This is a genomic window from Arthrobacter sp. Ld5 (genome assembly GCF_051172775.1).
In the GTDB taxonomy this organism is placed as follows: Bacteria; Actinomycetota; Actinomycetes; order Actinomycetales; family Micrococcaceae; genus Arthrobacter_D.
Genome location: NZ_JBPKBO010000024.1, coordinates 381,353 through 395,574, shown reverse-complemented (window position 1 = coordinate 395,574; position 14,222 = coordinate 381,353). Strand labels below are relative to the sequence as shown.

Annotated in this window: 13 protein-coding genes; 4 read left to right on the top strand and 9 right to left on the bottom strand. The window is 71.9% G+C overall.

Translation table 11 applies throughout. From position 1 onward, the window contains the following. Window position 1: 1 nt before the first annotated feature. The gene (locus tag ACSGDB_RS14875) at window positions 2-739 is read left to right on the top strand and encodes a hypothetical protein (protein WP_434995683.1); all 738 of its coding nucleotides are present in this window, start codon (window positions 2-4) and stop codon (window positions 737-739) included. Window positions 740-869: 130 nt separating this feature from the next. Here the strand turns inward: ACSGDB_RS14875 and ACSGDB_RS14870 are convergent, their stop codons facing one another. From ACSGDB_RS14870 to ACSGDB_RS14840, 7 genes are all read right to left on the bottom strand, one after another. Further along, window positions 870-2,687 carry a M6 family metalloprotease domain-containing protein gene (locus tag ACSGDB_RS14870; protein ID WP_434995682.1) on the bottom strand — a complete coding sequence of 606 codons (1,818 nt, stop codon included), beginning with the start codon at window positions 2,685-2,687 and terminating at the stop codon, window positions 870-872. A gap of 327 nt (window positions 2,688-3,014) precedes the next feature. Continuing rightward, window positions 3,015-3,902, bottom strand: a complete 888-nt coding sequence (locus ACSGDB_RS14865) for an aminotransferase class V-fold PLP-dependent enzyme (protein ID WP_434995994.1) — start codon at window positions 3,900-3,902, stop codon at window positions 3,015-3,017. Next, window positions 3,899-4,147, bottom strand: a complete 249-nt coding sequence (locus tag ACSGDB_RS14860) for a hypothetical protein (protein WP_434995681.1) — start codon at window positions 4,145-4,147, stop codon at window positions 3,899-3,901. Before ACSGDB_RS14860 ends, ACSGDB_RS14865 begins: the two co-directional genes overlap by 4 nt. A 59-nt stretch (window positions 4,148-4,206) precedes the next feature. Then, complete coding sequence (locus ACSGDB_RS14855; RefSeq protein ID WP_434995680.1) at window positions 4,207-4,614, bottom strand: hypothetical protein; 408 nt, start codon at window positions 4,612-4,614, stop codon at window positions 4,207-4,209. 113 nt (window positions 4,615-4,727) lie between these two features. Further along, entirely contained in the window at window positions 4,728-5,048 is a 321-nt protein-coding gene (locus tag ACSGDB_RS14850) for a hypothetical protein (RefSeq protein WP_434995679.1), read from the bottom strand. Between the two features lie 64 nt (window positions 5,049-5,112). After that, the gene (locus ACSGDB_RS14845) at window positions 5,113-5,241 is read right to left on the bottom strand and encodes a hypothetical protein (RefSeq protein ID WP_434995677.1); all 129 of its coding nucleotides are present in this window, start codon (window positions 5,239-5,241) and stop codon (window positions 5,113-5,115) included. 105 nt (window positions 5,242-5,346) lie between these two features. Next, complete coding sequence (locus ACSGDB_RS14840) at window positions 5,347-6,348, bottom strand: MsnO8 family LLM class oxidoreductase (protein ID WP_434995676.1); 1,002 nt, start codon at window positions 6,346-6,348, stop codon at window positions 5,347-5,349. Window positions 6,349-6,492: 144 nt separating this feature from the next. Here ACSGDB_RS14840 and ACSGDB_RS14835 point away from each other — a divergent pair, with 144 nt between their 5' ends. Then, window positions 6,493-7,335: a metal-dependent hydrolase gene (locus ACSGDB_RS14835; protein ID WP_434995675.1), complete on the top strand. Its 843-nt coding sequence runs from the start codon at window positions 6,493-6,495 to the stop codon at window positions 7,333-7,335. Window positions 7,336-7,401: 66 nt separating this feature from the next. Here ACSGDB_RS14835 and ACSGDB_RS14830 read toward each other — a convergent pair whose 3' ends face one another. Then, window positions 7,402-7,566, bottom strand: a complete 165-nt coding sequence (locus ACSGDB_RS14830; protein ID WP_434995674.1) for a hypothetical protein — start codon at window positions 7,564-7,566, stop codon at window positions 7,402-7,404. 176 nt (window positions 7,567-7,742) lie between these two features. Between ACSGDB_RS14830 and ACSGDB_RS14825 the strand changes: the two genes are divergently transcribed. Both ACSGDB_RS14825 and ACSGDB_RS14820 read left to right on the top strand, forming a co-directional pair. Next, complete coding sequence (locus ACSGDB_RS14825) at window positions 7,743-9,206, top strand: protein adenylyltransferase SelO (protein WP_434995673.1); 1,464 nt, start codon at window positions 7,743-7,745, stop codon at window positions 9,204-9,206. 169 nt (window positions 9,207-9,375) lie between these two features. Further along, the gene (locus ACSGDB_RS14820; protein ID WP_434995672.1) at window positions 9,376-11,709 is read left to right on the top strand and encodes a chromosome segregation ATPase; all 2,334 of its coding nucleotides are present in this window, start codon (window positions 9,376-9,378) and stop codon (window positions 11,707-11,709) included. Window positions 11,710-11,785: 76 nt separating this feature from the next. On the opposite strand, the gene ACSGDB_RS14815 is transcribed toward ACSGDB_RS14820, so the two are convergent. After that, window positions 11,786-14,215 (bottom strand): glycosyltransferase family 2 protein, encoded by a 2,430-nt coding sequence (locus ACSGDB_RS14815; protein ID WP_434995671.1) that lies wholly within the window; start codon window positions 14,213-14,215, stop codon window positions 11,786-11,788. Between the last annotated feature and the right edge of the window lie 7 nt (window positions 14,216-14,222).

Below are 14,222 nucleotides of genomic sequence, written 5' to 3'. Positions count from 1 at the left end.
CATGCGCGCCTCCACCATCTTCCCCACCCTGGCGATCAGCTTCGGACTGCTGCTGTCCGGACCCGCGGCCGCCGTCGCATCCCCCGCTCCGGCGCCGGCGCCGTCCGACCCGGTGCCGTCACCCGCGCGATCGGCAACGCCCCTTCCGGCGATGACCGGCACGACGCCGGCCCTGCCCCCGGCCGAGCCGTCCCCGCAGGAGCCGACGACGCCCGTAGCACCCCCGGCAGACACGGCACCACCCGTCGAGGAGATGCCCGACACCACGGTCCCCCCGCCCGCCGCTGAGCCACCGACGACGAGTCCCGCCGCCCCACCCGCTCCCACCCCGGACACCCCGACGTCGGACACGCCGCCTCCGTCCACCCCCGACGACGCGACGCCGGACGCAACGGACCCGGCTACGGAGGAAGAGGACGCCCCCGCCGCTCCGGGCGGTGGGCAGCAGCCGGGCCCGGGCGAGGCCGTCGTCGTCGACCGGGCGGCGCCACGAGCGCCGGCGCCCGCGGAGAACGGCGCGGCGCCCACGCGGATGCCGACCCCCGTCGAGGAGGTCCGGGTCGACAGGGTGATCCCGGCAGAGCAAGTGGAGCCAGCAGAACAGGCCGAAAGCTTCCAGGCACCCGTCGAAGACACGTCGCTTCGCTACACGGTGGCCGGGATCCTGAGCATCGTCGCCCTGTTCCTCGCCCTCGCGATCGCCGTCGTCGCCCAACCGCGGCGGCCGCGCGCGCACTGACGCAGCGGCGCGGACCCCTCGCCGCCGGACGGCGGCGTGTGCCGGTCGACGCCGCCCTGCACCTCTCGAGCCCACGGACGGCAGGAGCCGGGAGTCTCCTCCCGGCTCCTGCTGCACACGAACGCTCGGACTAGCGGACCTGGAGGGTCAGCATGCCCGTCGAGTTGGACTGGACGACCTCGATCTTCGTCCCCGTGCCGGCGACGACGACGGAGCCCTGGGGATTCGTGGCGTCGTAGTAGGCATTCGGGTCCGTGTCGTCGAAGACGGCGACACCGGGCTGTGACGGGACGGTGAGCGTTGTCGTGCCCGCCGCCGTCTCGCGGTGCAGGCCGAGCGCATCGGTGGCCTGCTTGCCGAACGTGGCGTCGAAGCTCTGGATGCGGTTGCGCACCGTCGTGCCGTCGGACCAGGTCAGTGCCTTCGGGTGGGCGTCCACCGGCAGGGCGAGGCCCGCGCCCGGGTGCTGGCGCGTGTTGTTGTTCTTCTGCGCGGTGTTCCAGTAGGTGATGCTCAGGCCGTCCTGGTAGGCGTAGTGCTCCACCGTGTCCGGCGCGGTGATGCCCCAGCCGAAGTTGTACGGTCCGGTGGCGAGCGTCGCGTCGTAGCCGGCGTAGACGCGGTTCTCGGCGATGTAGAAGCGGCTCTTGCCGGCGGCGTCCTTGGGCAGGTTCACGACGACGGCCTGCGGGGCCTTCGTGGCGTGGAACGACGGACCGATCTTGTGGACGGACTTCTCACCGGCCGTGGCGACCTCGTAGTCGAGCCAGCCGAGTTGCAGCTTCTCCCAGGCGCCCATGTGGTTCGGCGTGGTGCCGATCGAACCGTCACCGTGGCCGAGCCACGAGCCGGAGCTCATGAGCGACCAGAAGCCGGTGCCGTTCTCGCCGCCGCTGGTGTCGTACAGGTCGGGCAGGCCGAGGTCATGGGCGTACTCGTGCGCGAAGACGCCCAGCCCGCCGTTTTCGGGCTCCGTGGTGTAGTCACGGATCCAGACGTCGGACTGGCCGATCTTGATGCCGCCGAAGGGGTTCGCGGACGGGCCCGTCGTACCGCGGCCCGCCTGGCCCACGGCCCAGCGGTGGGACCAGATGGCCGACGAGGGCGCCCCGGCCTCCTCTCCCTCGCCTGCGTGGATGGCCTGGAAGTGGTCGATGTAGCCGTCGGCCTCGTCGAAGTCGCCGTCCTTGTCGAAGTCGTAGCGGTCCCACTGGTCGAAGGTCGCGAGGTACGCGTCGATCTCGGCGGGAGTCTTCCCCTCGGCGATCTGCGAGTCGTACCAGGCGTCGGCGGTGTCCTGCACGAAGCGGGTCATGTCCGCCTGGCTCTCGGTCTCGCCGTAGCTGGCCGAGTTGTAGGGGACGGTCACCCAGTCGCTCACGTCGCCGTCGACCGTGTACCGGCCACTGGACATCTCCCCGTAGACGCCCTTGAGGGACTCGCCCTCCTCGCTGAAGAACATGTCGAGGTAGTGCTCGCGGTCGAAGGAGTCGGTCCAGTAGGTGGAGTTGTCCACTGCGCGGTCCGGCTCCTTGATGGCGCCGTGCGTGGGTCCTGCGGTCGACGCGGGGAAGCGCGGGTCGATGGTGGTCCCGAAGTCGACGAGGAAGGACAGGATCTGGTCGCTGTCCTGCAGGCCGTACTGCGCCCACTGGCCGGGAGCCATCTTGACGGCCTTCGAGCCGTTCCGGTCCTCGACCGTCGCCTCTCCGGAGAGGACCTTCCCGACGGCCTGCTGGTTGAGGTCGCGGCGCGCCTCCGCTGCAGGGTCCGAGCGGTCGTCGAGCTTCGCGGCACCGCCGTCGGCGCTGGGCGAGGACGTGGACGACGGCGCGGCCGGTGCGCTCACGGGCGTGGCCTGTGCGCTCACGGGCGCGAGGACGACGGCGCCGGTCACGGCGAGCGCCATCGCGCACCGCAGCCCCCGGGTACGAGTGATGGAATTCAAGGGTTCTCCTCTGTGAAATGTCCCAGCCGGTGCAGGGCAGCGACGAAGCCGGCCCTACGGTGACGAACATGTTGCCTGAGTCACACGTTCTGCTGGGACCGTAACACCGGCCGCGGACATTTCCCCCGCACTGTTGCCCCCTGTGAACCATCTTCCTGCTGCACTCTGGCGCGAGGGGGTGGGCGGTCGTATAGTGCCGGCGCCGCTGCGCGGGCGAGCGCGCGCCGTCGTGCACGGCTTTGACGCCGACGACCGCGTGTCGCAGCGGGACACGCCGCCTTCCGGCCCCCTACCGCCGGAAACCCGGACACGACGGCGCGGGCAGCCTCAGGCGAAAGCCGCCAGGACCTCCGCGGCTTCGGCGAGGACCGCGGAGCGGGTGGTCGCGTGGACGGAGAGGCGGAGACGGTCCTCGCCGTGGAGCGTGGTCGCGATGCCGGCGTCCGCCAGGGCGGCGTGGGCCCGGGCCGCCTGCCCGGGGAGGCCCGCCACCACGATCCCCGCGGCCTCCGGGCGGTCCCGCGGCGAGAGGACCGGCACCCCGACGGCGTCGAGGTGGTCGCCGAGCTTCTGGGCATGGGCTGCCACGGCGCCCTCGATGGCCGGCACCCCCACCGTCTCGATCAGGGCCAGGGCCTCGGCGAAGGCGCCGGTCGCGTAGGGCGAGAGGTTCGAGAGGGAGAAGCGCCGGGCTCCGGGCAGCGGCGGGTGCTCCTCGCCGTCGTACCTGCCGGAATCGGTGACGCCCGTCCACCCGGTGAGCAGCGGCTCGATCCGCTCCATGCCCTGCGGCGACAGGGCGAGGGCGGCCGCGCCCCAGCCGGCGCGGATCCACTTCTGCGCGCCGACGACCAGGACGTCGGCCCGGGTCCAGTCGAGGTCCGCGACCCCGAAGGCCTGGATGCCGTCGACCACCAGCAGCCGGTCGGGGCCGATCACCGCGCGGATACCCGCGAGGTCGGCGCGGTAGCCGGTGCGGAAGTCGACGCCGCTGACACTCACCGCGACGGTGTCCGGCGTGAGCGATCGGGCGACGACGTCGGGCGTCGTGCGGGTGCCCGGCCCGCCGATGAGCTCGACGCGCGCCCGCCCCGCGGCACGGGAGCGGAGCCAGGGGTAGGTGTTGGCGGGGAACTCGCCGGCGCTGACGAGCACGGAGCCGCCGGTCAGGCCGAACGCCACCTGGAACAGGCCGAGCGAGGTACTGCCGGTCAGCCCGACGTTCTCGACGGGGAAGCCGCTGAGCCGCGCGAAGGATTCCCGGGCACGGAGGTCCTCCCGTACAGGGTGGCGTTCGTGCCGGTGCCGCCGTCGCCGGCGAGCTCCATGAGGTGCGCCACCCGCTCGCGCACCGCGCGCGACGGCGGCCCGTAGCTCGCGAAGTTCAGGAACCCGGGCGCTTCGGTGAAGGACGCCCGGTAGGCCGCGAGGGCGTCATCGTGCGGCGTGGATCCGTCCATGTGCTTCTCCTGTCGGGCCGCTCACGTTCAGAGCCCGGTTCTCCGTGGAACCCGCCGGCCTAGATCCCGCATTCCTCACTGACCGTTGCGATGACGCCGTCCATCTCCTCCATGATGGCCGGATTCTCTGCTGCCTCCGCGCGAACCGCGTCCCGTCCCTTGGAGAACTCGTCGGCCAGGGTCTGGATCGGTTCCTGCAGGGGTTCGGCGGCACTCGTGGCCAGCTCGTCGAGCTGGTCCGCGAGTTCCGCGACCTGCGCATCCGATGGATCCGACTCGACGAGGGACGTGAAGTGCTTCTCCAGTTCGGCGCACGTCTCCTCCGTGGAGAGCTGCTGCGGCGCCTCGGACGTCGGCGCCTGCGATGCTGCGGCTGCCGGCGTCTGCGCCGCCTCCGACGACGGCTCCTCCGACCCGCAGGCGGTGAGAGCGAGCAGCAGTGCGGCGAGTGTCAGTAGTTTCTTCACGATTTCCCCCAGTGTGAGTGCAGTCCTGCTCATCCTTGCATGCGGAGTCGGCCCGTCCGGGGACCCTCGGCGTGCGCCGCGCGCGCCCGGAAGCAGGGACGATCGGGGCCTGGTCAGCGCCGCGTGTTCTTGCCCTTCAGCAGCGGGTCGGGGGTGTTGGTGACGATCCTGTCCGCCTGATCGTCGCTCGGTACGGCTTGTCCGCGGACGGCAGTCCTGCCGCGCAGGCGGCCTCCGGACCGGCGGGTACGACCTCCGGGTGTGACGGCGGGATCGGCGGCCGATGCGTCGCCGTCGACGCTCGTGACGATGCGTTCCTTCCGCACCTCGTTTCTCACCGTGGCCCGGCCCGTGACGGTGGTCCTGGCCAACCGGATCCGCTCGACGGGTACGTTCTCCCGGCCCAGGATCACCGCCCGCTCCTCGTGACCCACCAGCTCGACGACCTCCTCCCGGAAGAGCGACCCGCCCTGGCCCCGAACAGACCGGTATGGACGGTCACCCGGGGGGCGCCTCGGTGGCGTCGTCCAGATACACCTCGCCGACCGACCCCACCGTGTCCCCCTCGTCCGTGACGACCGCGGCGCGGTGGCCGAGCAGGGGATCGAGATCGTGCATCGTGAGCATGGCATTCCTGTCGCCGTGGTGCCGCGTAGCGCGGCGCAATGACCACAGAGGAGGGTGATTCGCCCCCGAATAACAAGCCGGCTTACTATTGTGGTCGGTGGGTCGTCAGCCCCCGATGCCCACAGCAGCCGGACGGGGTCGGGCGAGCGCTGCCAGCAGCGCGTCCGAGACGGCCTGCGCCTCGAGGTCGTGCGCCCCACCGCTGACCATGAGCTCGTCGGCAGCCGTGCGGGCGTGGAGTGCGGCGAGCTGCTGCTCCACCTCGTCCGACGTCCCGTACGCGGCTGCGGCGAGCGACTCCCGCACGAGCCCCTCCTGCCGCTCCGTCAGCGGGACCGTGGCCGCGTCCAGGGGCGGGAAGGACCCCGTGGTCCGGGAGACCGCGAGTGCGCGGGCCTCGGGCAGGAGCAGTTCCCGGGCCGCCGCCGTCGTGCCTGCCACGGCCACGTTGAGCGATACCGTGACGTGCGGCGCGGCCCACCACCGGGACGGCCGGAAGGACTGCCGGTAGCGCCCGAGCACCTCGTCGGGGTCCCGCGCCAGCGCCGGCCCGCCGAGCACGACGCCGAGGCCCGCCCGCGCCGCGACCTCCACACCATGGCCCGTGGCCAGGACGAACACGGGGGTCCGGCCGCCGTCGGCCGGGCGGGCGGTGATCGGAGCGGTGCCGCCGAGGAAGGCGAGGAGATCGGCGAGGTCCTGATCGAACCGGTCGGCGGCCTCCCTGTCCGCACGGAGCGCCGACCGGACCGCGGCCGTGAAGCCGAGCGACCGGCCGATGCCCAGGTCGAAGCGGCCCCCGGTGAGCGCGTTCAGCGTCGCTGCCTGCTCGGCGACCACCAGGGGCGGGTGGTTCGGCAGCATGATGCCGCCGGTCCCGATCCGGATGGACGTCGTCGCGGAAGCCACCGCGGCGGCCAGGACGGCGGGTACGGACCCCGCGATACCGGGGACGCCGTGGTGTTCCGCGACCCAGAACCTCCGGTAGCCGAGCCGTTCCGCCCGTTGCGCCCGCGCGATCACGTGCTGCAGGGCCTCGGCTTCGGAGGAACCGGTCCGGGACTGGGCACGGTCGAGGATCGAGAGCGCGTTGAAGGGAAAGGCCATATCGGGGGAACCCGGGGCCCGGCGCCGTCATTCCGCCGCCCGGGAGTGGTTCCGGGAAATGGGGGTGGCGCGCGACAGGATTGGTTCCTCATCGCCGGCCGCCCCCGCAGCGCGGCGTGGCCTCGACCGGAAGGACTCCCCGCCATGATGGGCGCCCACCATGCTGCCTGCGGCGCTGCCGCCTGGGTTGCCGCCACCACCCGGATCGAGGTGCCGCTGGGCCCGTGGCTGCCCGCCCTGCCGGAGTCGGTCACCCTCGGCCTGGGACTCCTCGATGTCAGCCCCGTCGGCGTGGTCACCGGCGCCCTGGTCACGGCGGGCGCTGCCCTCCTGCCCGACGCCGACCACCACGGCGCCACGATCGCGCATTCACTGCCGCCGCTGTCGAACCTCTTCTGTGCCGGCGTCGGCGCGATCTCGGGCGGCCACCGGCGCGGGACCCACTCCGTGCTCGGCGTCGCCGCGTTCGTCGCCGTCGCCTTCATCGCCGGCCTGTGGACCGCCGAGACCGTCGCGTTCGGCACCATCTACCCGGGCGCGGGACTGCTGACGGTGCTGCTGGTCTCCTTCGCGGCGAAGGCGCTGAAGATCATCCCGGACCGCATGCGGAAGTCGCCGTGGGCCGTGGGCCTGACCGCCGGCGCGTTCATCACCGCCTTCGCTCCCGAGGAGCAGTTCTGGTTCCCGCTCGCCGTGGGCATCGGCGTCGTCGTCCACATCCTCGGGGACATGCTGACCACCGGCGGCTGCAACCCGGTGTACCCGCTCCGGCTCAGGAGACCGCGCCGCCTGGCGAGGATGCCGGTCGTCGCGCAGATGTGGCGACCGAACGGCAACATCGCACTGCCCGTCCTCGGCAATGCCGGATCCCTCCGGGAGTGGTGCGTGCTCGTGCCCGTCTCGCTCTACGCTCTCGGCGGGATCGGCTGGGCGGCCCTGAGGATCGACGACGGCGGAATGGTGGCCGCACGCCTCGCCGGCGGATGATCAACGGCAGGCACCACAAAAAAGCGCGGGCCCCGATCCCGAAGGATCAGGGCCCGCGCCTGGCTGCTAGCGGCGGTTGAGCAGACCGCGCAGGATTCCGCCGGTCTTGCCTGCCGGGACGGGCGTGCCGCGCCGGCCGGCGACGCCGCCGGCGGGCTTGCCGGCGGTGCCGGATGCCTTGTTGCCGAGGTAGCGGCCGGCAGCGTTCTTGAGGGTGTTGCTGATTCCCATGATGGTCTCCTTTGGTTGCGCATCTGTACCCGAGAAGATCAGGTGGCTTACTACTTTACGTCATCGGTCCGTCCTTTCCGAATGCCGAGGACCCGCACGGCGGAGCGGCAAGGGCCCGGTCACGCAAGCGGCCGGCCGGGGTTCGGCATCCCGGTACTCCGGCGTACGGTGGGGGAATGAGCGTGCCGACGGATTCCAGGGTCACCTTCGACGGGCGCTTCGCGCGTGAACTCCCCGAGATGGCCGTCGCGTGGCAGGCGACGCCCGCCCCGCACCCCGCCCTCCTCGCCCTCGACGAACCGCTTGCCGCCGAGCTCGGGTTCGACCCGGCGTTCCTCCGCTCCCCCGAGGGACTGTCGCTGCTGGTCGGCACGGCCGCACCGGACGGCGCGACGCCGGTGGCCCAGGCCTACGCGGGCCACCAGTTCGGCAGCTTCAACCCGGGACTCGGTGACGGCCGTGCGCTGCTGCTGGGCGAGGTCACCGACGTCGCCGGACGCCTCCGCGACATCCACCTCAAGGGGTCCGGCCGCACGCCCTTCGCGCGCGGCGGCGACGGACTCGCCGCCGTCGGTCCCATGCTGCGTGAATTCATCGTGAGCGAGGCCATGCACGCGCTCGGCATCCCGACCACGCGCTCCCTCGCCGTCGTCGCCACCGGCCGTGACGTGCGCCGCGAGACCATGCTGCCCGGCGCCGTCCTGGCGCGCGTCGCCAGCAGCCACCTGCGGGTGGGCAGTTTCCAGTACGCCGCCGCCACGGGCAACCAGGACCTCCTCGCACGCCTTGCCGATCACGCGATCAGCCGCCACTACCCCGCTGCCGCCGCGGCCGGGCGGCCCTATCTCGCCCTGTTCGAGGCGGTCGTCGCAGCGCAGGCAGCGCTCGTGGCGCAGTGGATGCTCACCGGGTTCGTCCACGGCGTCATGAACACGGACAACATGACCATCTCGGGCGAGACCATCGACTACGGGCCCTGCGCCTTCTTGGACGTCTTCGACTACGCCGCCGTGTACAGCTCCATCGACCGTGACGGCCGCTACGCGTACGCGAATCAGCCGCTCATCGCGGAATGGAATCTCGCACGGCTCGCCGAGACCCTGCTGCCGCTCATCGCCGCTGACCAGGAGCAGGCGATCCCGCTCGCCGTCGCGGCACTCGAGGCGTTCCGCCCGCAGTACAGCGCCGCCTGGCTCGCCGGGATGAAGGCCAAGCTGGGCCTGCCCGGCGAGGTCGACGACGAGGTCGCGTCGGCCCTGGCCGACGACGTCCTCACCCTGCTGCAGGACAACCACGTCGACTACACGTCCTTCTTCCGCGGTCTGGGCTCGGTGGTCCGCGGCGACGCCCGACCGGCCCGGGACAGGGTGCTCGACGTCGCCGCCTTCGACGCCTGGGCCGCACGCTGGCTCGCCCTCTCCCCGGACGCCGAGGCGATGGACCGCGCCAACCCCGTCTACATCCCGCGGAACCATCTCGTCGAGGAGGCCCTCGACGCCGCGACGGCCGGCGACCTGGACCCGCTCGGCAGCCTGCTCGAGGTCCTCACCAGACCGTTCGAGGAGCAGCCCGGGCGGGAGCGCTACGCCGCCGGGGCGCCGGAGGACTTCGGGGCGTACACGACGTACTGCGGCACCTGACGCACAGGGCGCTCGCCTGCACCCGCGCTGCCCGCAGGCGGTAGGTAGTCCGGTGCCCCGAATCGAGTAGGTGCTCTCACTGCTCGCGTAGGTAGCACTGTTTATTGCGTGAACGAACTTCCATAGCTTGTGGGAGGCAACGATGCCGCCCCAGTCCTCAGGAGTCCACGTGCGCACCAGCATCACACGATCCACCCTCACCCGCCGCCTCGCGAGCGCCGTCCTCCTCCCGGGGATCCTCGGGGGCGCCCTGGTCCTCGCGCCGCAGGCGTCCGCGCAGGCCGGGCCGACCACGGGGGTGTGCAACGGCGTGGTGAACCAGCTGGCGCACCGGGGCACCGTGCAGGAGAACCTCCTCAAGACCGCGGCCCGGAAGAACGCGGACCGCATCGCCGCGCTGCAGGCCGAGCGGTCGGCCCTCCAGACGGACGCCGCCACCCTCAAGGCGCAGGTCGACGCCGCCGCAGCCGCCCTCGCGGCCCTCGAGACCCGGGGCGCCGAACTGGATGCCGCGATCGCGAGCACGACCACCGAACTCGCCGGCCTCGTCGAGCAGCAGGCGAACACCGCGCGGGCCATCGAGACGGCCACCGCGGAGGTCTCCCGTCTCCAGTCACGTCACGCCGAGGCCGTCGCCGCGCTCACCCCGCTCCGCGCGGAACTGACGGCAGCCCAGACCGAGGCGGAGGACCTGAAGGAGCAGGCAGGCGCGGCAGCGGCCGAGGCCGACCTCCGGCAGGCCGCGCTTCGTGCCGCGACCGACGGGCTCGCCGGCCTCGAAGCCGCCGCCACGCAGACGGCGACCGACGTGGCGCTGCACGCCGATGCCATCACCACGGCGCAGGGCGACCTCGCCTCCCTCACGACGACGGCGCAGGACGCCGCCGCCGCGGTGGCCACGGCCAGGCAGGCCGTGGCCGACGCCCAGGCCGTTCTCGACCAGCTCGTCGCCGCCGGCGCCACGGCGCAGTCCGCGCTCGACGCCCAGCAGGCCGAGGTCGAGGCGGCCAACCGGACGCTGACCGCCCTGCAGGCGGACGCTGCAGCGGCTGCGGACGCCGTCACGGCGAAGAGCACGGCGATTGCAGCCGCACAGGCCGATCTCCTCGCCCTCGAAGCCGCAGCGGCGCAGGCCGCGGACGCCGTCACCGCGCAGCAGACTGCCATCGCCGGCGCCGAGAGCGAGCTCGTCGCCCTGCGCGCAGCCGCGGCCGCCGCCGCCGACGCCGTCACCGCCAACACCACCCGCATCGCCACCCTCTCCGCCGAGATCTCGCAGCTGGAGAAGGACATCGCCGCGAAGAACGGTGAGATCACGGCCAAGCAGGGCGCCATCACCACCGCGCAGACGGAGCTGACCGCGCTGCAGGGCCGGAAGACGACCCTCGAGCGCGAGATCGCAGCCCTGACCAAGCAGATCGACGAGATCAAGGGCAACTCCGCCGCCAAGCGCGAGCTGGAGGCTCAGCGCACGTCGAAGCAGACGGAGCTCGACTCCGTCACCAGGCAGATCACGGACAAGAGCGCCCAGATCGCGGGCCTGCAGGGCGACCTCAAGACGCTGCAGGGCCAGGTGGACACCCTCAACGCGCAGCTGCTGGCCAAGCAGGCCCAGAGCAGCGCGCTCCAGCAGGAGGCCGCGCCCCTGCAGGCCGCGCTGACGACGGCGAACGCCGCCGTGACGACCAGGGAGGCCGAGGTCCGGACGCTGCAGGGTCAGCTTCCCGCGCTGCAGACGGCCCTGACCGAGGCGAAGGCCGCCGTTTCCGCGCAGCAGGACGCCGTCACGTCCCTGCAGGGGCAGCTGCCGGATCTCCTGACAGCAGCAACTGCAGCACGCGACGCCGTCAGCGCGCAGGAGAAGGCCGTCGTCGATCTCGAGGCGGCGCTCCCGGGCCTCACCGAAGGGGTCGAGGCAGCCACGGCAGCGATCACCGTCCAGAAGGACGTGCTCGCCGGGCTGCGAACCGACCTGGCCGATGCCGAGACCCGACGCGACGCGGCCGACGCGGCCGTAGCCGCCGCGACGGCTGACTTGGCCGGTCTGCAGGACCGCCTGCCCACGCTCCAGGCCGCGGCCGACAGCTCCGCGAAGGCCCTCGCGGACAAGCAGGTGGAGATCGTCGCGCTGAACGCCGAGGTCGACCGCCTGGTCGCCGCGCTGGCCGGGCTGAACACCCGCATCACCACGGCGGAGTCGGAGGTACTCGCCCTGCAGGGCAGGGTGGCCCCGCTCCTCACGCAGCTCAACAGTCTGAACGGCGAGATCAGCGCCACCGAGGCCCAGCTCAGGACCCTGCAGGGAGAGCTGACCACCCTCGACAGGCAAGTCACGGATGCGCAGGCGGTCCTCCGCGGGCTCGAGGCGCAGAAGAAGGCGAACAAGGACTCGATCGCGGCGCAGAAGGCCACGGTGAGGACCCTTCAGGACAAGCTCGGTACGGTCCAGGGGCAGATCAGGGCCATCGACGGCCGGATCCTGCTCGGGGGTTGCGTGGCCTGACCATCGCCCCGATGTGAGGGAGCCCCGGGAACAGTCCCGGGGCTCCCTCACGTCTGCGGGCCGAGGCGCCTGCGGACTACCGCACCCCGGCCCGACGACGTCGGTCGGTGCCCGAGCGCAGGTCCCGGTTGAGCCGGCGGTCGCCGTGGTACAGGATGGCCTCCCAGTCCGCCTCCTCCGGCGTCTTGTCGATGACCTTCGACTTCTCGACCTTCTTCACCCGTGGTGCCACGTACAGCCAGTTCAGGACGCCGAGGCCCATGTCCACGGCCGAGTTCTTGATGCCGATGTACGCGCGGATGGCACCGGCCGCCAGCACGGCGTTCAGTCCGGCGAACAGCGCGTTGCCCCAGTTCTGCTCCAGGACATCCCGGGCGAGAGTCAGCAGGGAGAAGGCGACGATCACGTACGGGATCACGACGTACAGGCCGGGGGCCGCGGTGCGGTCCTTGACCTTGGGGGTGCGGACGAACGGGATCTTCTCCCCCGTGAAGGCCTGCTGGATGGACTTCAGGACGCCGGCGAGATTGACCGGCAGCAGGACCAGGTTGAACCCGTAGATCCGGAAGATGTCCGAGAAGCGGTGCCCGCAGTCGCGGAGGTCGCTGCCCATGGCCAGGAAGTACGGGGCGGCGGCGAGGAACACGACCGGGCTGAGGAGCCGGCTGTCGTACGGGTAGGCGAGGAGGAACAGCAGCCCGAAGCTCGCCCACGCGATCGACGCCATGTAGTTGACCCGCAGCAGCACCTCCCGGAAGAGCACCGGCTCACGGAGGTGGCGGCGCTGCCGCAGCTGGTTCCACAGCTTCGGCAGGATCAGCAGCCCGCCGTTGGCCCACCGGCGCCGCTGCACCACGAGCGAGCCGAAGTCCGGCGGCGTGGCGCTGTAGCTGAGGCGCTCGGGGTAGTTCACCAGCGTCCATCCGTGGCTGCCGAGGTCCACGCTGGACTCGGTGTCCTCGATGACGGTGCGGTCCTGGATGTAGGTCTTGATCTCGAAGCCGCCCACGTTCTCGACCTCGACGATGTCCTCCACCGCACGCTTGCGGATCACGGCGTTCGCCCCCACCCAGAACGTGGCCCCGTAGTAGGTCATGCCCTGGTGCAGGATGTGCTGGATGTCCGTCGACGCGCCGGCCACCCGCTCGATCCGCGTCGGCGCCCCCCGGAAGGACGAGTACGGGGTCTGGGTGACGGCGATGCGCTCGTTCCCGGGGGATTCCAGCAGGTGGACGAGCCGCACGCAGTAGTCGCGCAGCAGCAGGGAATCGGCGTCGAGGGTCAGCAGGTAGGTGGAATCGGGGACGTCCAGGACGTCGTCGTCCTCCGCCTCCTCACCGTCCGCCATCGGGCGCAGCACCGTGCCGGTCGCGACGTGCTCCCTGCGCCAGCGGTGCCCCATCAGCGAGATGTAGGCGTTGAGGTTCATGGCCTTGTTGGCCTCGTGGGACAGCGAGGCGTAGGCCTTGCGCTCGAAGGTCTCCAGCCGCGTGTTGAAGATCCGTACGAGGCGCACGTACAGCTCCCGAACCCGCTCCGGCTCGGGGCACTGCCCCTGCGCCAGCGCGGCCCTGAGCGCGTAGATGGTCAGGCGCAGTTCGCGGGCCAGGCCCATGACCACGAGGTCCACGAAGAACTCGTCCACGTGGTCCTCCACCGTCTCGCTGTCGGCCATGTCCTCGAGCCACACGGCGGCGTCCTCGTAGGCCGCGATGAGCGGGGGCAGGTCACCGGTGGACGACGGCGCGTCCGGGTCCCGGGCGGCGAGCGCGGCCTCGAACCCGGCGAGCGCGGCACCCGCCCGCGTGGACGGCTCGAGCAGGGCGGACTCGATCTCGAAGGTGAGCGCGCGGGTGGCGTCGAGGCGTTGCCGGATCACGGGGTCGGTGGGGTGCGGCGGGTCGTCGAGGAGCAGGACCACGCGGATGTCGGGGAACTCCTGCAGGGCGGCGGACCACAGGGTGGCCCGGACGACGGCGGGCTCCTCCGCGTAGGAGGGCACGAGGACGGTGATGCCCTCCCGGTGATCGGCGAAGTGGCGGTCCAGCTCTCCCCGCGGCACGCGGCGGTGGTCGCGGAACCGATACAGCGCACCCTGCCGGGCGACGAGGTACATGAGCGCGGAGAACGTCAGGAAGGTGACGACGATCAGGTACGACGTCGCCTCCGCCTGGAACCGGAAACCCGCATCGGGATTGTTGGCGAACTGCCGCAGGATCGTCGTGACGATGTAGGTCAGCCAGGCCAGCACCGTGACCACGATGCCGAGGCGACCCAGGGCGATCTTCCGCGAGGACGGGGTGGGGTGCACGATGGACAGCGGCTCCGAGCGCCGCTCCGCGCCCCACTGCCGGCGACGCGCCGGAGCTGCCGGGGCCGCCGGGTCGGGGACGGTGGGGGCTGCGCCCGGCGACGGAGCGACCCTCACGCCCGCGGTCGCGTCGGGAACGGCATCGGGGCCGACGCGAGGTGCCGGGAAGTCGGTGGCATCGCTGGATCTGGACATGGCTACC